General features: G+C 73.5%; 21 protein-coding genes. 17 read left to right on the top strand and 4 right to left on the bottom strand.

Annotated features, from left to right (window positions below; genetic code table 11):
- The first annotated feature begins 81 nt into the window (after positions 1 to 81).
- The 13 genes from ACZ7MX_RS04430 to hypE all read left to right on the top strand — a co-directional run bounded on the left by ACZ7MX_RS04430 (position 82) and on the right by hypE (position 12350).
- Positions 82 to 1866: a nickel-dependent hydrogenase large subunit gene (locus ACZ7MX_RS04430; RefSeq protein ID WP_472129200.1), complete on the top strand. Its 1785-nt coding sequence runs from the start codon at positions 82 to 84 to the stop codon at positions 1864 to 1866.
- On the top strand, positions 1863 to 2447 hold the full coding sequence (locus tag ACZ7MX_RS04425; RefSeq protein ID WP_472129198.1) for a hypothetical protein: 585 nt from the start codon (positions 1863 to 1865) through the stop codon (positions 2445 to 2447). Before ACZ7MX_RS04430 ends, ACZ7MX_RS04425 begins: the two co-directional genes overlap by 4 nt.
- Positions 2444 to 3112 carry a DUF5947 family protein gene (locus ACZ7MX_RS04420; RefSeq protein WP_472129196.1) on the top strand — a complete coding sequence of 223 codons (669 nt, stop codon included), beginning with the start codon at positions 2444 to 2446 and terminating at the stop codon, positions 3110 to 3112. The genes ACZ7MX_RS04425 and ACZ7MX_RS04420 overlap by 4 nt, the downstream gene beginning before the upstream one ends.
- The gene (locus ACZ7MX_RS04415; protein WP_472129194.1) at positions 3109 to 3825 is read left to right on the top strand and encodes a DUF6084 family protein; all 717 of its coding nucleotides are present in this window, start codon (positions 3109 to 3111) and stop codon (positions 3823 to 3825) included. Before ACZ7MX_RS04420 ends, ACZ7MX_RS04415 begins: the two co-directional genes overlap by 4 nt.
- Positions 3822 to 5240: a hypothetical protein gene (locus tag ACZ7MX_RS04410; protein ID WP_472129192.1), complete on the top strand. Its 1419-nt coding sequence runs from the start codon at positions 3822 to 3824 to the stop codon at positions 5238 to 5240. The genes ACZ7MX_RS04415 and ACZ7MX_RS04410 overlap by 4 nt, the downstream gene beginning before the upstream one ends.
- Positions 5237 to 5854 (top strand): hydrogenase maturation protease, encoded by a 618-nt coding sequence (locus ACZ7MX_RS04405; RefSeq protein WP_472129190.1) that lies wholly within the window; start codon positions 5237 to 5239, stop codon positions 5852 to 5854. The genes ACZ7MX_RS04410 and ACZ7MX_RS04405 overlap by 4 nt, the downstream gene beginning before the upstream one ends.
- Positions 5848 to 5952, top strand: coding sequence for a DUF6893 family small protein (locus tag ACZ7MX_RS04400; RefSeq protein ID WP_374102871.1), 105 nt, complete (start codon positions 5848 to 5850; stop codon positions 5950 to 5952). The genes ACZ7MX_RS04405 and ACZ7MX_RS04400 overlap by 7 nt, the downstream gene beginning before the upstream one ends.
- Before the next feature lie 168 nt (positions 5953 to 6120).
- Positions 6121 to 6501, top strand: a complete 381-nt coding sequence (gene hypA, locus ACZ7MX_RS04395; protein WP_472129188.1) for a hydrogenase maturation nickel metallochaperone HypA — start codon at positions 6121 to 6123, stop codon at positions 6499 to 6501.
- Positions 6502 to 6504: 3 nt separating this feature from the next.
- Positions 6505 to 7278, top strand: coding sequence for a hydrogenase nickel incorporation protein HypB (gene hypB / locus ACZ7MX_RS04390; protein WP_472129186.1), 774 nt, complete (start codon positions 6505 to 6507; stop codon positions 7276 to 7278).
- Complete coding sequence (gene hypF, locus ACZ7MX_RS04385; protein WP_472129184.1) at positions 7275 to 9728, top strand: carbamoyltransferase HypF; 2454 nt, start codon at positions 7275 to 7277, stop codon at positions 9726 to 9728. The genes hypB and hypF overlap by 4 nt, the downstream gene beginning before the upstream one ends.
- Positions 9729 to 9776: 48 nt before the next feature.
- Entirely contained in the window at positions 9777 to 10100 is a 324-nt protein-coding gene (locus tag ACZ7MX_RS04380; protein WP_201811825.1) for a HypC/HybG/HupF family hydrogenase formation chaperone, read from the top strand.
- Positions 10097 to 11221: a hydrogenase formation protein HypD gene (hypD, locus tag ACZ7MX_RS04375; protein ID WP_472129182.1), complete on the top strand. Its 1125-nt coding sequence runs from the start codon at positions 10097 to 10099 to the stop codon at positions 11219 to 11221. Before ACZ7MX_RS04380 ends, hypD begins: the two co-directional genes overlap by 4 nt.
- Positions 11222 to 11360: 139 nt before the next feature.
- On the top strand, positions 11361 to 12350 hold the full coding sequence (hypE, locus tag ACZ7MX_RS04370) for a hydrogenase expression/formation protein HypE (protein WP_472129305.1): 990 nt from the start codon (positions 11361 to 11363) through the stop codon (positions 12348 to 12350).
- A gap of 660 nt (positions 12351 to 13010) precedes the next feature.
- Here the strand turns inward: hypE and efeB are convergent.
- The gene (gene efeB / locus ACZ7MX_RS04365) at positions 13011 to 14264 is read right to left on the bottom strand and encodes an iron uptake transporter deferrochelatase/peroxidase subunit (RefSeq protein ID WP_472129180.1); all 1254 of its coding nucleotides are present in this window, start codon (positions 14262 to 14264) and stop codon (positions 13011 to 13013) included.
- A 313-nt stretch (positions 14265 to 14577) separates the two neighbouring features.
- On the opposite strand from efeB, the gene ACZ7MX_RS04360 reads away from it, so the two are divergent.
- The gene (locus ACZ7MX_RS04360) at positions 14578 to 14961 is read left to right on the top strand and encodes an acyl-CoA carboxylase subunit epsilon (protein ID WP_472129179.1); all 384 of its coding nucleotides are present in this window, start codon (positions 14578 to 14580) and stop codon (positions 14959 to 14961) included.
- A gap of 22 nt (positions 14962 to 14983) precedes the next feature.
- Here the strand turns inward: ACZ7MX_RS04360 and ACZ7MX_RS04355 are convergent, their stop codons facing one another.
- Both ACZ7MX_RS04355 and ACZ7MX_RS04350 read right to left on the bottom strand, forming a co-directional pair.
- Complete coding sequence (locus tag ACZ7MX_RS04355) at positions 14984 to 15238, bottom strand: hypothetical protein (protein WP_472129178.1); 255 nt, start codon at positions 15236 to 15238, stop codon at positions 14984 to 14986.
- Entirely contained in the window at positions 15219 to 15542 is a 324-nt protein-coding gene (locus ACZ7MX_RS04350) for a hypothetical protein (protein WP_472129176.1), read from the bottom strand. Before ACZ7MX_RS04350 ends, ACZ7MX_RS04355 begins: the two co-directional genes overlap by 20 nt.
- A gap of 353 nt (positions 15543 to 15895) precedes the next feature.
- On the opposite strand from ACZ7MX_RS04350, the gene ACZ7MX_RS04345 reads away from it, so the two are divergent.
- The 3 genes from ACZ7MX_RS04345 (at position 15896) to ACZ7MX_RS04335 (ending at position 19517) form a co-directional block, all read left to right on the top strand.
- On the top strand, positions 15896 to 17482 hold the full coding sequence (locus ACZ7MX_RS04345; RefSeq protein ID WP_472129303.1) for an amino acid permease: 1587 nt from the start codon (positions 15896 to 15898) through the stop codon (positions 17480 to 17482).
- A 150-nt stretch (positions 17483 to 17632) separates the two neighbouring features.
- Positions 17633 to 18529, top strand: coding sequence for a PP2C family protein-serine/threonine phosphatase (locus ACZ7MX_RS04340; protein WP_472129174.1), 897 nt, complete (start codon positions 17633 to 17635; stop codon positions 18527 to 18529).
- A 1-nt stretch (position 18530) separates the two neighbouring features.
- Positions 18531 to 19517 carry an MASE1 domain-containing protein gene (locus ACZ7MX_RS04335; RefSeq protein ID WP_472129301.1) on the top strand — a complete coding sequence of 329 codons (987 nt, stop codon included), beginning with the start codon at positions 18531 to 18533 and terminating at the stop codon, positions 19515 to 19517.
- Positions 19518 to 19542: 25 nt separating this feature from the next.
- Here ACZ7MX_RS04335 and ACZ7MX_RS04330 read toward each other — a convergent pair whose 3' ends face one another.
- On the bottom strand, positions 19543 to 20604 hold the full coding sequence (locus ACZ7MX_RS04330) for an ATP-dependent DNA ligase (protein WP_472129172.1): 1062 nt from the start codon (positions 20602 to 20604) through the stop codon (positions 19543 to 19545).
- Between the last annotated feature and the right edge of the window lie 49 nt (positions 20605 to 20653).

Raw genomic sequence — 20653 nt, 5'->3', positions numbered from 1 at the left:
CCCGGCCCCGCTCACCGTCCGGCGCCCCCGCCGCCCCGTCCAACCCCACCTCCCGCCTACAGAAGGGCAACGGCACACACGATGGCACCGACGACTGAGGCGGCCGGTGACGGCAGCGGTCTGACGGAGATGTCCTGGGACCCGATCACCCGGATCGTGGGCAGCCTGGGCATCCACACCAAGATCGACTTCAAGCAGAAGCGGGTCGCGGAGTGCTACAGCACCTCGTCGGTCTTCCGCGGCTACAGCGTCTTCATGCGCGGCAAGGACCCGCGCGACGCGCACTTCATCACCAGCCGGATCTGCGGCATCTGCGGTGACAACCACGCCACCTGCTCGGTCTACACCCAGAACATGGCCTACGGCGTCAAGCCGCCGCACCTGGGGGAGTGGATCATCAACCTCGGCGAGTCCGCGGAGTTCATGTTCGACCACAACATCTTCCAGGAGAACCTGGTCGGCGTCGACTACTGCGAGAAGATGGTCCGCGAGACCAACCCGGGCGTCTGGGAACTCGCCCGGCGCACCGAGGCCCCGCACGCCGGCGACCACGGCTACCGCACCATCGCCGACATCATGAGCTCCCTCAACCCCATCGAGGGCGAGTTCTACCGCGAGGCGCTCCAGGTCAGCCGCTACACCCGGGAGATGTTCTGCCTCATGGAGGGCCGCCATGTGCACCCCTCCACGCTCTACCCGGGCGGCGTCGGCACCATCGCCAGCGTCCAGCTCTTCACCGACTACCTCAGCCGGCTGATGCGCTACGTCGAATTCATGAAGCGGGTCGTCCCGCTCCACGACGACCTCTTCGACTTCTTCTACGAGGCGCTGCCCGGATACGAGGAGGTCGGCCGGCGGCGCGTCCTGCTCGGCTGCTGGGGCGCGTTCAACGACCCCGACCACTGCGACTTCACCTACCGCAACATGACGGACTGGGGCCGGAAGATGTTCGTCACCCCCGGCATCATCGTCGACGGCAAACTCATCACCAACGACCTCACCGAGATCAACCTCGGCATCCGCATCCTGCTGGGCAGCTCCTACTACCAGGACTGGGCGGACCAGGAGAAGTTCGTCACCCACGACCCGCTCGGCAACCCCGTCGACGCCCGCCACCCGTGGAACCAGCACACCATCCCCGCCCCGCAGAAGCGCGACTTCGCCGACAAATACAGCTGGGTGATGTCCCCGCGCTGGTTCGACGGCAAGGAGCACCTCGCGCTGGACACCGGCGGCGGACCGATCGCCCGGCTGTGGTCCACCGCGCTCTCCGGACTCGTCGACACCCCCTACGTCAAGGCCACCGGCCACAGCGTCGTCATCGACCTGCCGCGCAGCCTCACCCGCCCCGAGGCCCGCTTCGAGTGGCGGATCCCCAAGTGGAGCAACGCCCTGGAACGCAACCGCGCCCGCACCTACTTCCAGGCGTACACCGCCGCCATGGCGCTGCACTTCGCTGAACAGGCCCTGGAGGAGGTCCGCGCCGGACGCACCCGGACCTGGGAGAAGTTCGAGGTCCCCGACGAGTCCATCGGCGTCGGCTTCACCGAGGCGGTCCGCGGCGTCCTCTCGCACCACATGGTCATCCGGGACGGGAAGATCGCCAACTACCACCCGTACCCGCCGACACCGTGGAACGCCAGCACCCGCGACAGCTACGGGACCCCCGGCCCCTACGAGGACGCGGTGCAGAACACCCCCATCTTCGAGGAGAACCCCCCGGAGACCTTCAAGGGCATCGACATCATGCGCGCGGTGCGCAGCTTCGACCCCTGTCTGCCCTGCGGCGTCCACATGTACGTCGGCGACGGCCGGACCGTCCGGACCGAGCACGTGCCCACCGGCCTGAGCGGACTGGCCGGATGAGCGCCCCCACCGACCGCCAGGCACCGCCCGCCGCCCCGAGCGCCGAGGAGGCCGGCCGCCGCGTCGAGGAGGTGCTCGACCGGCTCACCCGGAACGCCGACCACGAGACCGGCGCCGCCGCCGAGGAACTGGTCCGCGTCCTGATGGACTTCTACGGCGCCGGGCTCGCCCGCATCATGCACCACCTGGAGCGCACCCCGGACGGCACCGGCCCGCACCCCGCACTGCGCACCGCGCTGCTCGGCGACCCCCTGGTCACCAGCCTGCTCGCACTGCACGACCTGCACCCCGAGGACACCGAGGCCCGCATCGGACGGGCCCTGGAGAGCGTCCGGGGCCGGCACCCCGCCGAGGCCGCCGGCTTCGACCCGGACACCGGCACGCTGCGGCTGCGGGCGGCCGACTCCGGCGGCTGCGGCTGCTCCGGCGCGGACGGAACCGGCCGGCAGGCCGTGGAAGCAGCGGTCAGCAGCTTCGCCCCCGAGGTCAGCACCGTCGAGTGGGAGGCGGAACCGGCCGCGGACGAGCCGGTCCTGCTGCAGATCTCCCGCCGGCCGCCGGCCCCCGCCACCGCCTCATGACCGGCCGTCAGCCGGTGGCCACCCGCCTGGGACCGCACACCGCCCACCGCGGGCTGCGCCGCTTCCGCGCCCCGGCCCCGGCCGCCCCCGAACGCTGCGAACTGTGCGGCGTGGTGCTCGCCGAACACAACCACCGCCACCTCGTCGACACCGAACGCCGGGCCCTGGCCTGCGCCTGCACGCCCTGCGCCCTGCTCTTCGAACACGCCGGCGCCGGCCGCGGACGGTTCTGCACCGTCCCCGACCGCTATCTCACCGACCCCGGCCACACCCTCGACGAGGCGGCCTGGGACCTGCTGCGGATCCCCGTCGGCGTCGCCTTCTTCCTCCGCCACACCGGCCTGGACCGGCTGGTCGCGCTCTACCCCAGCCCGGCCGGCGCCACCGAGAGCGAACTCGACCCCGCCGCCTGGGAAACCGTCCTCGCGGGCAGCCGCCTCGCCCCGCTCCTCCAGCCCGACGTCGAGGCCCTGCTGCTGCGCCGCGCCGACGACCGCACCGACTGCTACCTCGTACCGATCGACATCTGTTACGAACTCGTGGGCCGGATGCGGCTGTTGTGGCACGGCTTCGACGGCGGCGCCGAAGCCCGCGCCGCACTCACCGACTTCTTCACCACGGTCGCCCGCCGGGCCCGCGAACCGAGGGAGGACGACCGGCCGTGACCGAGCTGTCCTTCGACTGCACCGGCGTCCGCGCCGACCGCCGCGCCGCCGCCCCCACCCTCCTCTTCCGGCTGCGCCTGTCCACCACCGACCCCGCGGACCGGGTGCACGCCGTCGCGCTGCGCTGCCAGATCCGGATCGAACCCGCCCGCCGCGACTACCGGCCCGACGAGGCCGAGGCGCTCGCCGACCTCTTCGGCGACCGCTCCCGCTGGAGCAGCACCCTGCACCCCCTCCAGTTCGCCCACGTCTCCCACGTCGTCCCCGGCTTCACCGGCACCACCGAGATCGAGCTGCCCGTCCCCTGCAGCTACGACCTCGACGTCGCGGCCGGCCGCTACTTCCACGCACTCGCCGACGGCGAGGTCCCGCTGCTGCTGCTGTTCTCCGGCACCGTCTTCGCCGGTGCCGGCGGCTTCCGGGTCCACCCCGTCCCCTGGCACAAGGAAGCACAGGTGCGGATGCCGGTGACGGTCTGGCAGGAAATGATCGAGACCCACTTCCCGGGCTGCGGCTGGCTGCGGCTGCCCCGCACCACCCTCGACGCGCTGCTCGCCTACCGCTCCCGGCACGCCCTGCCCTCCTGGCAGCAGGCCGTCGAGGCGCTGCTCGCCGCGGCCGGCGACGACCCGCCGCCCCCACCGCCCGCCCGGCACGCACGGCCGCTCCCCGGCACCGCCGCCCGCCCGCTCGCCGAGAGGACCGCCCCATGACGACCGGCACCCGGCCCGACGGGACGACGGACCGCTTCGCCGCCGCCCGCCAGGTGGCGGACGCCGTGCTGTTCGAGGGCTATGTGCTCTACCCGTACCGCGCCTCCGCCGCCAAGAACCGGCTGCGCTGGCAGTTCGGCGTCCTCGTCCCACCCGGCTGGACCGCCGCCGGCGCCGAACACTCCCACCAGCGCACCGAATGCCTGATGGAACCGAAGCCCGGTGCCCGGCTCTCGGCCGAACTGCGGTTCCTGCACGCCCAGCGCCGCACCGTCCAACGCCTGCGCCCCGACGGTGAGTTCGAGACCGTCGACCAACTGGAACTGCCCGACCGGGTGCTGGTCCCCTGGGACGAGGCCACCGAGGAACGCCTCACCCTCGACGCCGCCGTCACTGAACTGACCGGCGCCGGCCGCACCCTGCCGTTCACCCGGCCGGCGAGCGAGGAGACCGAGCCGGTGCACGACGCCGACGGACGCCTCATCGGCCGGCTGGTGCGCCGCCGCGCCCGGATCGACGGGCGGATCCGGCTGACCGCGAGCCCGCTCGACGGACCGTACGCCGCGCTGCGGCTGACCGCGACCGTCGAGAACACCGGCGACTGGACCCCCTCCGGCACCACGGACCGGACCGCGGCACTGCCGCACGCGCTGATCGGCGCCCACCTCTTCCTCGGCCTGAGCGCCGGCCGCTTCCTGTCCCTGACCGACCCGCCCGAATGGGCCCGCGCCGCCGTCGCGTCCTGCCGCAACGAGCACACCTGGCCGGTCCTGGCCGGCGAACCGGGCCGCGCCGACGTCGTCCTGTCCTCACCGATCATCCTGGAGGACCACCCGGCCGTCGCCCCCGAAAGCCCCGGCGCGCTCTACGACGCCCTGGAGATCGACGAGATCCTCGCCCTGCGCACCGCGGCCCTCACCGACCAGGAGAAGCGTGAGGCCCGCGGCACCGACCCGCGCGCCGCCGACGTCATCGCACTCGCCGACACCATGCCCCCTGAGGTCCTGGACCGGCTGCACGGGGCCGTACGCGCACTGCGCGAGGTCACCGGGCCCGGCCCGGAGGCGCCCGGGGACCAGGCCCCCGACGTGCCCGGCACCCGCCCCGGCACCCCTTGGTGGGACCCGGGCGGCGACCGCGACGTCGACCCCGCCACCGACCGGATCAGCATCGACGGACGGCCGGTCGGCGCCGGCAGCCGAGTGCTGCTGAAGCCCGGCCGGCGCCGCACCGACGCCCAGGACCTCTTCCTGCACGGCCGCACCGCCCTCGTCGAGGCCGTGCTGCACGACGTGGACGGCGGGGTGCACCTCGCGGTGACGCTGGAGGACGACCCGGGCGCCGACATCCGGCGCGAACAAGGCCGCTTCCTCTACTTCCAGCCCGATGAACTCGCTCTCCTGGAGGACATGTGAGCGCCCCCGCCCCCGGCGCCGTCCGGCCGCCCGAGAAGACGCTGATCGCCGGCGTCGGCAACATCTTCCTCGGCGACGACGGATTCGGCGTCGAGGCCGTCCGCCGGCTCGGCGAACACCCCCTCCCGGCCGGCGTGGAGATCGTCGACACCGGCGTACGGGGCGTCCACCTCGCCTACCAGATGCTGGACGGCTACGACACGGTGCTGCTCGTCGACGCCACCGCCCGCGGCGCCGAACCCGGCACCGTCCACCTCCTCGACGCCACCGAACCGGACACCCCGCGCCCGCGGGCCGCCGCCCTCGACGCCCACCACATGACCCCCGACGCGGTGCTCGCGCTACTCGACACGCTCAGCGCCGGCACCGGTGGCCGCCCGCCCCGGCGCGTCCTCGTCGTCGGCTGCGAACCGGCCGACACCGCCGAGGGGATCGGCCTGAGCGACCCGGTCGAAGCCGCGGTCGACGAGGCCGTGGAACTGATCCTGCGGCTGGTCGGGGCCGACGCGCACGCGGACCCGCACGCAGACGCAGACGCGGACGAAGGCGCAGACACGGGCACCGACGCGTACACCGACGCGGACACCACCGAGAGGAGCACCACCCCATGCTGAAACTGATCCTCGGCACGGCGGCCGCCGCCGTGCTCGCCTTCGCCCTGAAGAGCAACCTGCCCGACATCAAGCGCTATCTGCGCATCCGCGCGATGTGACCGCGGCGGCGCTGCACCGAACGAAGGACGCCGCAGCGCCGCCCCGGCGAGGCACCCCAGCGCTCCCGTGCCCGCGCCGTCTAATGAGCTCAAGGGCCCGGGGTGGGCCCGCGCGGATCCGCGGACCGGCCCGGCGGCACCCCTTAGTCCCGCAGCAGAGAGGGACCGATGCACGAGATGTCCATCGCGCTCGCGGTCGTCGACCAGGTCGACGGCGCGGCCCGGCCCGCCGGGGCCACCGCGGTGCGCAGCGTCCGCCTCCAGGTCGGCGAACTGGCCGGAGTGGTCCCCGACGCACTGACCTTCTCCTTCCAGCTCGCCTGCGCCGGCACGGTGCTGGAGGGCGCGGAACTCGACATCGAACCGGTACCGGCCCAGGCCCGCTGCGGCGCCTGCGCCCGGACCTGGCCGCCCGGCATGCCCCCGCGACTCACCTGCCCGGGCTGCGGCGGAACGGACACCGAGCTGCTGTCCGGCCGTGAACTGCAGATCGTCCGTGTGTGCTGGCACGACACCGTGCCGCACCCACCGATTTCCCAGGAGCGCTGAACCATGTGCCGTGTCGTCGACCTGCAACAGGCGGTTCTCGCCAAGAACGACGCCTGCGCCCACACCCTGCGCGAGGACCTCGCGGCCCGCGGCACCGCGCTGGTCAACCTGCTCTCCAGCCCCGGCAGCGGCAAGACCGCCCTCCTGGAGCGCGAACTCACCCTCGCCCGCGAACGCGGCATCCCGGTGGCCGCGCTCACCGCCGACCTGGCCACCGAGAACGACGCCGTCCGCCTGGCCCGCTCCGAGGTACCCGTCAAACAGATCCTCACCGACGGACTGTGCCACCTGGAGGCCGAGATGCTCGGCGGGCACCTCCACGACTGGCTCCCCGCCGACACCCGGCTGCTGTTCATCGAGAACGTCGGCAACCTGGTCTGCCCGGCCTCCTACGACCTCGGCGAGACCCTGCGCGTGGTGCTGGCCTCGGTGACCGAGGGCGAGGACAAGCCGCTGAAGTACCCCACCGCCTTCGGCCTCGCCCACCTGGTCGTGGTCACCAAGACCGACATCGCCGAGGCGGTCTCCTTCGACGAGGAGGAGTTCCGCGCCAACGTCGAACGGGTCAACCCCGGCGTCGAGGTGCACCTCACCTCGGTGCGCCAGGGCGTCGGCGAGGGAGTACTGCTGGACCGGGCACTGGCGGCCCGCGACGGCGCGCCGGTCCACATCCCCGTCATGACCCGCACCTCCCACCACGTCCACGACGACGACGAACCCCAGCCGTGCGACGAGCACTCCGCCGACCTCGGCACCGTGGCGTCGAGCCGCTCATGACCACCGGGCAGGTCGACCGGGCCCCCGCGAGCGCCCCCGCCCCGGTCACCGCACGCCGCAGGATCACCGTGCGCGGCGTCGTCCAAGGCGTCGGCTTCCGCCCGTTCGTCCACGGCCTCGCCACCGAACTGGGCCTGGCCGGCCATGTGACCAACACCGGCGAGGGCGTGCTCGCCGAGGTCGAGGGCCCGCCCGCCGCACTCGCCGCCTTCGGCGCCCGGATCACCGGCGAAGCACCCCCGCTGGCCGTCGTCGACGCCGTGGAGGGCGAGGACCTCGCCGCCACCGGCGACACCGGATTCCGCATCCTGCCCTCCCACGGCCAGGGCCCCTCCCGCACCCTGGTCGCACCGGACGCCGCCACCTGCGACGCCTGCCTGGCCGAACTGGCCGACCCGGCCGACCGCCGCCACCGCCACCCCTTCATCACCTGCACGCACTGCGGTCCGCGCTTCACCATCGTCACCGCGCTGCCCTACGACCGGGCCCGGACGACCATGGACCGCTTCCCGATGTGCCCGCGCTGCGCACGGGAGTACGCCGACCCGGCCGACCGGCGGTTCCACGCCCAGCCGATCGCCTGCCACGACTGCGGCCCCCGGCTGCGGCTGCTGCTCGCCGACCCCGACGACCCCACCGCCGCGCCGCGGCCGGCACCGGACCCCGACCCGGTCGCCGCCACCCGGCAGTTGCTCGCCGCCGGCGCGATCGTCGCCGTCAAGGGCCTCGGCGGCTACCACCTGGTCTGCGACGCCACCGACGACACCGCCGTCGCCCTGCTGCGCCGCCGCAAGGCCCGCGGCGACAAACCCTTCGCCCTGATGGCCCGTCAGATCGACGACCTCGCCCACCTGGTACGCATCCGGCCCGCGGAACGCGCACTGCTCACCGGACCCCAGCGCCCCATCGTCCTGCTCCGCCGCAGCCCGCACCCCGCACCGCCCGCCCCGGACGCGCCGGTACCGTCCCCCGCGGTCGCCCCCGGCAGCCCCGACCTGGGCGTCATGCTGCCGTACACCCCGCTGCACCACCTGCTGCTCGGACTGCCCGACGACCCTCGGGGGGACCCCCGAGGCCCCCGGCTGCTCGTGGTGACCAGCGGCAACCTCGCCGGCGAGCCGATCGTCACCGACGACGAGGACGCCGTGCGGCGGCTCGCCGGACTCGCCGACGCCTGGCTCACCCACGACCGTCAGATCCGCGTCCCCTGCGACGACTCGGTGGTCCGGGTCACCGACGACGGCGAGCCGCTGTTCGTCCGCCGCTCCCGCGGCTACGCCCCGTTCCCGGTCCCGCTCCCGGTGCCGGTCCGCCCCGTGCTCGCGGTCGGCGGTGACCTGAAGAACGTGCTCTGCCTGGCCGAGGGCCGCCGCGCCTGGCTGTCCGCGCACATCGGCGACATGGACGACCTCGCCACCCAGCTCGCCTTCGAACGGGCCGAGGCACACCTGGAGACGGTCACCGGGGTCCGCCCCCAGCTCCTCGCCGCCGACCGCCACCCCGGCTACCGCTCCGGCCAGTGGGCCCAGCGGCACACCGACGGCCGTCCGCTGGTCCGCGTCCAGCACCATCACGCGCACATCGCCGCGGCCATGGCCGAACACGGCCTCGACGGCAGCCACCCGGTCATCGGCGTCGCCTTCGACGGCACCGGCTACGGCGACGACCAGGCCGTCTGGGGCGGCGAGATCCTGCTCGCCGACTACGACGGCTACCGCCGCTTCGGCCGCCTCGCCTACGTACCGCTGCCCGGCGGCGACACCGCCGTACGCCGCCCCTACCGGATGGCGCTGGCCCATCTGCGCGCGGCCGGCATCGACTGGTCCGCGGACCTCCCGCCGGTCGCCGTCTGCCCGCCCGACGAACGGCGGCTGCTCGCCCGGCAGCTCGAACGCGACCTCAACTGCGTGCCCACCTCCAGCATGGGCCGCCTCTTCGACGCGGTGTCGTCCCTGGCCGGGATCTGCCACCACGCCGGATACGAGGCGCAGGCCGCACTCGCCCTCGAAGCCGCGGCCCTGACCGCCGGCGAGGACCCCGCGCCCGGCTACGCCTTCGCCCTGCGCACCGGCACCGACGCCCCGGCGGACCGCGCGGCCGCCGACACCGTCGCCGACCCGGCGCCGCTGCTCGCGGCCGTCGTCGCGGACCTCCGGGCCGGCACCGCACCGGCACTGATCGCCGCCCGCTTCCACACCGCGGTCGCCGGACTCGTACGGCGCTGCTGCGCGCTGGCCCGGGAACGCGCCGGCCTGACGACCGTCGTCCTGACCGGCGGGGTGTTCGCCAACACGCTGCTCGCCGAGGCCGCCGCCCGGCTGCTCGGCCAGGACGGCTTCACCGTGCTGCGTCACCGCCGGGTCCCGCCCAACGACGGCGGCCTGGCGCTCGGCCAGATCGTCGTGGCGGCGCGCACCGCACCCGTGCACGGCGGGGTGGGCGTGCCCTGAACGGCGCCGCGGCCGCGGCGGACGACGCTTGATGACGAGGAGAGGCCCATGTGCCTGGCGGTACCCGGCAAAGTACTGGACATCGAGGAACGGGACGGCACCCGGATGGCCACCGTCGACTTCGGCGGGGTGGTCAAGGAGGTGTGCCTGGAGTACGTCCCCGACCTCCAGGTCGGCGAGTACGCGATCGTCCACGTCGGCTTCGCGCTGCAGCGCCTGGACGAGGACTCGGCCCGCCAGACCCTGGCCCTCTTCGAAGAACTGGGGCTGCTCCAGGAGGAGTTCGGCGACCCCTGGGAGGCGGCGGCCGCGGAGGCGGGCGCCGCACCTGCGGCCGTCGGCGGCGACACGGCGCGGGAGGCGCGGAAGTGAAGTACATCGACGAATTCCAGGACCCCGAGCTGGCCCGCCGGCTGCTGGACGACATCCGGGCCACGGCGACCCGGCCGTGGGCCCTGATGGAGGTCTGCGGCGGCCAGACGCACACCATCATCCGGCACGGCATCGACCAACTCCTGCCCGAACAGGTCGAGTTGATCCACGGGCCCGGCTGCCCGGTGTGCGTCACCCCGCTGGAGGTGATCGACAAGGCGCTGGAGATCGCCTCCCGCCCGGGCGTGATCTTCTGCTCCTTCGGCGACATGCTCCGGGTCCCCGGCAGCGACCGCGACCTGTTCCAGGTGCGCGGCGAGGGCGGCGACGTACGGGTGGTGTACTCCCCGCTCGACGCGCTGAAGACCGCCCAGCAGAACCCGGACCGCGAGGTGGTGTTCTTCGGCGTCGGCTTCGAGACCACCGCCCCGCCCAACGCCATGACGGTCCATCAGGCCCGCAAGCTCGGCATCCGCAACTTCAGCATGCTGGTCTCGCACGTCCGGGTCCCGCCCGCCATCGAGGCGATCATGAACTCGCCCAGCTGCCGGGTCCAGGCGTTCCTCGCCGCCGGCCATGTGTGCAGCGTGATGGGCATGGCGGAGTACCCCGCACTGGCCGAACGCTTCCGGGTCCCGATCGTCGTCACCGGCTTCGAACCGCTGGACATCCTGGAAGGCATCCGCCGCACCGTCCGCCAACTGGAGCGCGGCGAACACACCGTGGAGAACGCCTATCCGCGCGCCGTCCGCAGCGAGGGCAACCCCGCCGCGCAGGCCATGCTCCAGGACGTCTTCGAGGTCACCGACCGCACCTGGCGCGGCATCGGCACCATCCCCGCCAGCGGCTGGCGGCTCTCCGAGCGCTACCGCGACTACGACGCCGAACACCGCTTCTCCGTCGAGGGCATCGCCACCCGCGAACCGGCCGCCTGCCGCAGCGGCGAGGTCCTGCAAGGGCTCATCAAACCGCACCAGTGCGAGGCGTTCGGCACCACCTGCACCCCGCGCACCCCGCTGGGCGCCACCATGGTCTCCAGCGAGGGCGCGTGCGCCGCCTACTACCTGTACCGCCGACTCAGCACCCCACCCACCCCGCTGGAGGCGAGCCCCGTTGCCTGACACCCCGCACACCCCGCTGACGACGTCGCACGCGTCCCGCCCCGCCGACGCCCCCACCCCGGCCGACCGGGGACTGCCCACCGTCGACATCTCCGGCTGGACCTGCCCCACCCCGCTGCGCGACCAGCCACGGGTCGTCATGGGGCACGGCGGGGGCGGCGCGCTCTCCGCCGAGCTCGTCCAGCAGATCTTCGTGCCCGCCTTCGGCGGCGAGGTCCTCGCCCAGCTCGGCGACTCCGCCGCGGTCTCGCTCGGCGGCGCGCGCCTGGCGTTCTCCACCGACTCCTTCGTCGTCCGGCCACTGTTCTTCCCCGGCGGCAGCATCGGCGACCTCGCCGTCAACGGCACCGTCAACGACCTCGCCATGAGCGGCGCCCGGGCCGCCTACCTCTCCTGCGGCTTCATCCTGGAGGAGGGCGTGGAGATGCCGGTGGTCGCCGGGGTCGCCGATGCGATGGGCGCGGCCGCCCGGGTCGCCGGGGTCGAGGTGGCCACCGGGGACACCAAGGTCGTCGAGGCGGGCCACGGCGACGGCGTCTACATCAACACCGCCGGCATCGGGCTGATCCCGGAAGGCGTCGACCTCCGCCCGCAGCGCGTCGTCCCCGGTGACGTGGTGATCGTCAGCGGCGACATCGGCGTGCACGGCGTGGCCATCATGAGCGTCCGCGAGGGCCTGGAGTTCGGCGTGGAGATCGAGAGCGACTGCGCGGCGCTCGGCGGGCTCGTCGAGACCATGCTGGCGGTCACCCCTGACCTGCACGTCCTGCGCGACCCCACCCGCGGCGGCCTGGCCGCGGCGCTGTGCGAGATCGCCTCCGCGTCCTGCACCGGCATCGTCATCCAGGAACGCGCCGTCCCCGTACCGCCCGCGGTCGCCAACGCCTGCGCCATCCTGGGCCTGGACCCGATGTACGTCGCCAACGAGGGCAAGCTCGTGGCGTTTGTCCCACGCGAGCACGCCGACGCGGTACTGGACGCGATGCGGGGGCACCCGTTGGGTGCGAGCGCGACGATCATCGGCGAGACCGTGGCAACCCACCCCGGCATGGTCGTGGCCCGCACGCCCCTGGGGGGCACGCGCGTGGTGGACCTGCCGCTGGGGGAGCAACTGCCGCGCATTTGCTGACTTCCCACGTAGCCGTCTGCGGCGCCGCGGGGGTTGCTCGCCGCTGCGCTTTGCGGCGCCCCGCACGTACTCGTCTCTCCCGCCGCGGGTGTTTCTCGCCGTTGCGCCTGCGGCGGGCTGGGTGGGTGTCGGGTGCGGTGACGGGCCTCCGGGGCCTTGTTCGTGGACTGCTGACGCTTTACGTCCACGAACAAGGCCCCTCCGGCCCGTCCCCTCCCGTTGGGGGAGTAGGAATGCGGTGCGTGGGGCTGAGCGTTGAGGCATGCAAGGGGGCCTGGCTACCCCTACGGGATGGTCGAACAGATCCCGTAAGGGTCGCGAGGGCCCCCTGCGGGGCCACAACCAACCGGGCTGGGCGAGGTATTCCCGAAACCTAACGCCACAAGATGCTCGCTCAACGACGCGCGCCCCCACTCACCCGCACACTCCCCCAACGGGAGGGGACGGGCCGGAGGGGCCGGTTGTGTGGACGTAAAGCGTCAGCAGTCCACACAACCGGCCCCGGAGGCCCGTCACCGCACCCACCACAAACCCAGCCCGCCGCAGGCGCAACGGCGAGACGCCCCGCGGCGGGAAAGACGGGTACGTACGCGGCGCCGCAAAGCGCAACGGCGAGACGACCCGCGGCGGGAGAGACGGGTACGTGGGAAGGAGAGGCCGTCAGGCCCTGAGCAGGTGGGAGCCGAACCAGTCGTCCTCGTCGCGGACGCCCGGCAGGACGAAGAAGTAGCCGCCGCCGATGGGGGTGATGAAGCGCGCCAGCGGCTCGTGTTCCAGGCGTCGTTGGACGGTCGCGAACTGGCGTTCCGGGTCCTGCTGGTAGCCGCAGAAGACCAGGCCGAGGTCCATCCGGCCGGTGTGGTCGAAGCCCTGGTCGTAGTTGTAACTGCGCCGCAGGAAGCGGGAGTCGTCCGTCCTGTGGGTGCGCGGGTTGGCGAGCCGGATGTGGGAGTCGAGCGGGACGATCCGGCCGTGCGGGTCGTGGCGGTAGTCCGGTGCGTCCGTCTCGTGCCGGCCGTCCAGCGGCGCACCGCTCGCCTTGTGCCGGCCGAAGATCTTCTCCTGCCGCCGCAACGGCACCTTGTCCCACTTCTCCACGTGGAAGCGGATCAGCCGCAGCACCTGGTAGCAGCCGCCCAGTGCCCAGTCCGGTTCGCCGCAGGGCGGTGTCACCCACATCAGCCGGTCCATCTCGCGGGCCGATTCGGTGTCCGGGTTGACGATGCCGTCCTTGAAGCCCAGCAGGTTGCGCCGAGCCCCGGACGGCCGGGACGGGTTGAGGAAGGCGTCCGTCCGCCAGCGCGGCCGCAGCAGGCCGTCCGTCTCCCGCGCCAGGTCGCGCAGTACGTGCACGATGGCGTCCGGGTGCTCGCCGCAGATCTGCAGGGACAGGTCGCCGTGGCAGCGGGACGGCTCCAGCCGGTCGTCGGGGAACGCCGGCATGGCCTTGAGATGGCGCGGCTTGTGCCCGGAGAGCCCGTAACGGTCGTCGAACAGCGAGGCGCCCACGCCGAGCGTGATGGTGAGCGAGTCCGGCGTCGGGCGCTCGGACGCCACCCGCTCGTCGCGCGGCTTCACCCCGCCCGTCAGGACCCGGGAGCGGTGGGTGAGCTTCTTGAACAGCTCCACCAGACCGTCCCGGTCCTCGGCCAGTACGTCGAGACCGACGAATCCCGCGAAGAGCTGTTGGGGCGTCACCACACCGGCCTGGTGGTGGCCGTGGAACGGCACCCGGTCGGGCAGGTCCCCGCGGCCGTCCCGCCGCCCGGCCGCCGGCCGGTCCGCGGCGACCGCCTCGCCGCCGAGGCTCCCGGCGGCCGCCACCCCCGCGACGCCGGCCGCACACCTGAGGAATTCCCGTCGCCCGTCGCCCCGCGCCGCGGCACGCCCGTCTCCGGCCTGATCACATCTCATCGTCCCGCCCATCCTGACTGCGTCATCCGGCACCTGCACATACCTGTGCGTGATGCTCGCCGCCCGGGGCGCGCGCGCCGGGACCAACACGGCCTGGCCGCTGGATATCACGCCTGGGGCCCCCGCCCGGTCGCCCGATCGGCGCAGCCGACCGCCGCCCCGCGCGCGGGGGCGCCGGGGCGCTCTTAGCGTCGCCCGTGTGACCTGCCCGAACACGGCGCGGGCCGGGGCCGGTGCGGCACCCGGCAGGGCCGACCCACGCGGCGGGCGGGCACCGGCCGCGCCCCGTCCCCGACTCCAGGAACCCCCGCACATGAACGCCTTCACCGACGAGAGCACCCAGACCGCCGAGAGCCCGCCGGCCGGCGCGCGGACACCGAACGGCCGGCCGCGGCCGGACGACCCCGGCAGCATCCCGCTGGACCTGGTCACGGTGTTCGGCGCGCCGCCGCTCGACGAGCAGGGTCCGCCGGAGGAAGCACCGCCGGGTCTGACCTTCCGCATCGAACGGGGGCATGCCGAACCCGAGGAACTCGCCGCGCTCACCGTCGTGCTGTCCGCCCGGCTCGCCGGACTGCGGGCCCTCGTCGACGGTCAGGAGCCGGCGGAGGAAGAACGCCCGGCCGACCGCCGGCACGCACCGGGGCACCACCCGCACCGTTCCGCCTGCTGGTCGGGCTGCTGGACGTGTGCCTGAGCTGCGACCGGGCCGTACCGCGTCAGCCGAAGAAGGCCAGCAGCAGCGCCACCGCCGTGACGACGACGGCGCCGAGGACGAAGCCGAGGATCACCTTGCGCTGCCAGGGCGCGAGATAGCCGCCGCGCAGCGCGCTGCCCATCCTGCCGTACTGGTCGATCCGTCCCATGGGCGTCAGCGGCTCCGTCCGACCCTGCGGCATGCCCTGGGTCCAGTCGGGGCCCGCCTGCGGGTAGCGGCGGCGCCAGCTCTCGTCCTCACGCCATGGCAGTGTCATCGGCCTCTCCTCGCCTCGTGTGCCGGCCACGGACGGATCCCCCCCCCGTGCACCGATCGTCTGTTCCCGTCTTCCTTCCTACCCGCTGCCGCCGGTTGATGCCCGGAATCCGGCGCTCGGCGAGCGCGGCCGCGACGAGGAACCCCGCGGCGCCGATGACCACCGAGGTGTGCAGGCCCGTCACCGGGCCGCCGGCGACCAGCGTGCCGAACAGCGCCACGCCGAGTGCGCTGCCGGTCCGGCGGGCGGCGTTGAACACCGCGGCCGCGGCGCCGCTCCGCTCGCCCGGCGCGGCCTCCGTCACCGCCGTGCCACCACCTCGCCGGCGCGCTGGGCGCCGCCCTCACCACCCGGATGATCGCCCTGGACCGGCTGCGGCACGGCACCTACCGGCGGGGTCCGGCTCACCGGCGCCGGCCGGGAGGGACTGACCGCGACCTTCGGGGTGACCGCGGACCGCCTCTCCTGAACCGCCGCCGGCCCGTAGTGCGGACGGGCGATTCCTCTTCGGTGCCGGTCAAGTAGGGTCCGGCCAACCGGGACACCGGCCGGACCCGGCCGGGACAGTGCGACGAGGAGTGTTTTGTGGCGGAGAGTCACGTATCAGCGGGGTCCGACGGGGCCGGCGCGCCGGAAGTCCAGGCCGAGGAGCGCCGGCTGCGCCGGGACCTCGGCTTCTGGGGACTGACCGGCATCGGCTTCTCCAACATCGTCGGCTCCGGCTGGCTGTTCGCGGCCTTGTACGCGGCGCAGACGGCGGGCCCGGCGGCGCTGCTGTCCTGGGTCGGCGCCGGTCTGCTGTGCGGTCTGGTCGCCCTGGTCCTGATCGAGCTCGGCGCGTCCCGGCCGGAGGGCGGCGGCACGGTCCGCTGGCCGCTGTTCGCCAGCGGCCGGCTGGTCGGCACCCTCATCGGCTGGTCGACCCTGCTGTCGGTGGGCGGCACCGCGGCCGAGATCAGCGCGATCATGCAGTACGCGGCGCACTACCTCCCCGGCCTCTACAACGGTCACACCCTCACCCTCGGCGGGCTCGGCCTGGCCGCCGGGCTCAGCGTGCTGCTGACGGCGCTGAACTGGTACGCGGTGCGGCTGTTCGCCCGGATGAACAACCTGATCTCGGTGTTCAAGATCGCCGTACCGGTCGTCACGGTGATCGCGCTGCTCGCCTCCGGCTGGAACTCCGGCCGGCTCACCGACCACGGCGGCTTCGCCCCGTACGGCTACGTGGCCTGCCTGACCGCGCTGGCCGGCGGCGGCATCGTCTACTCCGTCAACGGTTTCCAGGCCCCGCTGGACTTCTCCGGCGAGACCCGCAACCCCCGCCGCACCATCCCCTGGGCGGTCCTCACCGGCATCGGCCTGGCCGTGGCCATGTACCTCGCGCTGCAGCTGGCGTTCCTCTTCACCGTCCCCGAAAGCCTCCTGGGCCACGGCTGGCAGGGCGTCTCCTTCGACTCGCCGTTCGGTCAGCTCGCCCTGATCCTCAACCTGCACTGGCTGTCCAGCCTGCTCTACGCGGACGCGGTGATCTCGCCCGGCGGCTCGGCGTACGTCGGGGTGGCCATCGACGCCCGGCACACCTACGCGCTCGCCAAGAACGGCACGATCCCGCGGTACTTCATGAAGGTCAACGAGCGGTTCGGCGTCCCGCGTCGGGCGCTGGCCGTCAACCTCCTGGTCATCGTGGTCTTCCTGCTGCCCTTCGGCGGCTGGCAGGACATCGTGAGCGTCATGGGCGACATGTACCTGCTGATCTACGCCGCGTCGGCGGTGGCGGTCGCGGTGTTCCGCGCCGACCCGGCGGAGGAGACCGCCGGCTGGGTGCCCGGCCTGCGCTGGATCGCGCCGGTCAGCTTCGTCGTGGCCAGTGAGTTCGTCTACTGGTCGGGCTGGCACGACCTGCGGCTGGCCCTGCCGCTGGTCCTTGCCGGCCTGCTGATCTTCCTCGTCATGCGGCGCCCGGGCGCCCGCGGCGGTACCGCGGCCGTCGAGAGCGACGGCGCCGGGCCGCTCCGTCCGCTCTCCGCCGAACTGCGCACCGGCGCCTGGCTGGTGGTCTACCTCCTCGCCCTGACCGCCCTCTCCGGGCTCGGCACCTTCGAGGGCTCCGGCCGGCTGCCCGCCCCGTACGACTCGATCACGGTGGGCGTCCTCGCCCTCGGGGCCTTCTTCTGGGCCGTACGGTCCGGCGTCCGCCATCTGGCGGCGAACCGCTCCGCGGCCGGCGAAGGCCCGGCGTCGTGAAGCGGAAGTCACCCCGCGGAAATATGATGAACCGGACAGGCGGGCTCCCCCCGAGAGCCCCGTGAGCCCAGGCCAGGAGGCCGCCGCGGATCCGCCGCGCGGAGCGCACCGCCGCGGTGGCCCATGCACCGATGCCCCCGGGAGCGATCCATGCTTCGGCGTCGTCCCCCGCGGTCGGCGAGCGCCGACGATCTGCTGGCCACGCTCGGTCGGCTGACCGCCCAGGCGCGGGAGGGCGCCGAGAAGCAGCGGGCCCGCGTGGAGCTCGCCGAGGCGCTGCAGCGCGAGATGCTGCCGGCCCGGCTGCCGCAGCTCCCCGGGCTGCGCGCCGCCGCCACCTACGCCCCGGCCCGGCACGGCCTGGACATCGGCGGCGACTGGTACGACGGCTTTCCGCTGTCCGACGGGTCCCTGGCGTTCTGCATCGGCGACGTGCAGGGCCACGACGTGGAGGCGGCCGCCTTCATGGGCCAGATCCGGCTCGGGCTGCGGGCCGTCGCCGTGCCCGCCGCCGACCCGGGCGAGGTGCTCAGCCGCGCCAACGACCTGCTGCTCTCCGTCGACTGCGGACTCTTCGCCACCTGCACCTTCCTCCGCTTCGACCCGGCCGGCTGGGAGCTGACCAGCGCCCGGGCCGGCCATGTACCGGCCATCTGGGCCACCACCGACGGCCGGTTCGGCCTCGCCGACGACCCCGGGGGCCTGCCGCTGGGCATCGTGCCGGGGGAGGAGTACCCGGTCACCCGCCGCCGGCTCGCCATGGCGGGCGCGTTCACGCTGGTCACCGACGGGGTCGTGGAGGGACCGTCGTTCCCCATGGAGGCCGGGCTGACGCAGGTGATGCGGCTGGTGCGAGCCAACGCGGGCAGCGATCCGGCGGCGGTCGCCGCGGCGGCGATGAGCGTGGCGGAACTGACCGGGCACACCGACGACTCCGCGGTGCTCGTGCTGCGCTTCGACGGCGCCGGCGGCCAGGAGTGGGTGAAGCGCGAGCGGGGCGCGCGTGTCGTGGCCGGCGCCCGGTCGCCGGCGTTGTCTGATGGCTGATGTGGTGCGTACCGAGCAACTCCGCCGTCTCGCACCGGCAGCCCTGACGATCCTCGTCCTCGCTGCCGTCTACTACGTGTCCGCCCGGATCGGGCTGCTGGAACAGGTGGTGGTCGCCGGTGCCGTGGTCACGCCCTTATGGCCGCCCACCGGCATCGCGCTCAGCAGCCTGCTGCTGATCGGACTGTGGACCTGGCCGGCCTACTTCCTCGGCACGCTCCTCGTCGTCGCCTCGCTCGGCCCGCTCGACGGCTCCGTCCTCGCCATCATGACCGGCAACACCCTCGCCCCGGTGTGCGCCTGTCTGATGCTGCGCAAGGTGGGGTTCCGGACCGAACTGGACCGGCTGCGGGACGGCGTTGCGCTGGTCGCTCTCGGCGCGTTCGCCGGCATGGTGATCAGTGCGACCTTCGGCAGCGGCACCCAGGTCATCACCGGTGACCTGCCGGCCGGGGACTTCTGGCGGACGTGGGCGGCGTGGTGGGTGGGCGATGCGATGGGCGTCCTCGTCATCACCCCGCTGGTGCTCGTCTTCCGCACCCTGCGGCCGCCCCGGGAGCTGACCGTGGTCCGGTCGGTCGAGGCGGCGGCGCTGCTGGCCACCGCGGTCCTCGTCTCCCTCCTGGTGGTGCACAGCACGCTGTCGCTGCTGTTCCTGGTCTTCCCGGTGATCGTGTGGGCGGCGCTGCGCTTCCAGCTGGCCGGTGCGGCGCCCTGTGTGCTGGTGGTGTCCGTCCTGGCGATCTCGGCGTCGACCGACCGGACCGGCCCCTTCGAGGGCCAGAGTCTGCTGGAGGCCATGGTCAACCTGCAGGCGCTGAACGCCTCCGCCGCGCTCACCGCACTGCTGCTGTCGGCGATCGTCACCGAGCAGATCGCCGTCCGCCGCAAGATCGAGCTGGCCTGCACTGAACTGGCCGAGGTCGTCGACCGCCTCGCCCCGGGGGAGAGCCGGCGCCGCTGGCGTCCTGAGGAGGACGGGAGCTAGGCGGAGCCGCCCCCCGGCCTCGTCGTCAGCCCCGCAAGAGTTCCCCCAGGTCGTAGCCCACCGGCTCCTCCAGCTGGGCGTAGGTGCAGCTCTCCGGCGTACGGTCCGGGCGCCAGCGGCGGAACTGGGCGGTGTGCCGGAACCTGCTGCCCTCCATGTGGTCGTAGGCCACCTCGCACACCCGCTCCGGGCGCAGCGGCACCCACGACAGGTCCTTGCCGCCGCTCCATCGGCTCGGCCCGCCGGGCATCCGCCGGGACGCATGCGCCTCCTCGTCCGTCCACGCGCCCCAGGGGTGTTCCTCCGCGTCGTCCATCCGCAGCGGCGCCAACTCCTCGACCAGTGCGCGCCGCCGGGCCATGGGGAAGGACGCGCACACCCCGACGTGCTGCAGCTGACCGGCGTCGTCGTGCAGGCCCAGCAGCAGCGAGCCGACCACCGGGCCGCTCTTGTGCAGCCGGTAGCCCGCCACGACGCAGTCGGCGGTGCGGGCGTGCTTCACCTTGAACATCACCCGGTCCCCGGGCCGGTACGGCAGGTCCAGCGGTTTGGCGATCACCCCGTCCAGCCCCGCGCCCTCGAACTGCGTGAACCAGCGCCGGGCCAGCTCCTGATCGGTGGTGGCCGGTGCGGTGTACACCGGCGGCCCGGCCGTTCCGAGCGCCCGCACCAGCGCCTCCCGGCGGGCCGACTGCGGTTCGCGCAGCAGCGAGTCGGAGCCCAGGGCCAGCAGGTCGAAGGCGACCAGGGAGGCCGGGGTGCGCTCGGCGAGGGTGCGGACCCGGGAGTCCGCCGGGTGGATGCGCTCCAGCAGCTCCTCGAAGTGCAGCCGGCCGTCATGGGCGATGACGATCTCGCCGTCGACGACGCAGCGCGGCGGCAGCTCGTCCCGGACGGCCGCGATGACCTCGGGGAAGTAGCGGCTGAGCGACTTCGTCGTACGGCTGGCGATCTCGACCTCCGTGCCGTCCCGGAAGACGATGACCCGGAAGCCGTCCCACTTGGCCTCGTACTGCATGCCGGCGGGGATGCCGGACACCGGCTTGGCGAGCATGGGGGAGACCGGGGGCATGACGGGCAGGTCCATGGTCCCGATCCTGAGGGCTCGGGCCGCTTCCCGCGCGCCGGGCGGAACC

Source organism: Streptomyces sp. NPDC107765 (assembly GCF_055657085.1).
Note: the sequence above shows the minus strand (reverse complement) of the source record. Positions and strands in the feature narration are given on the sequence as shown.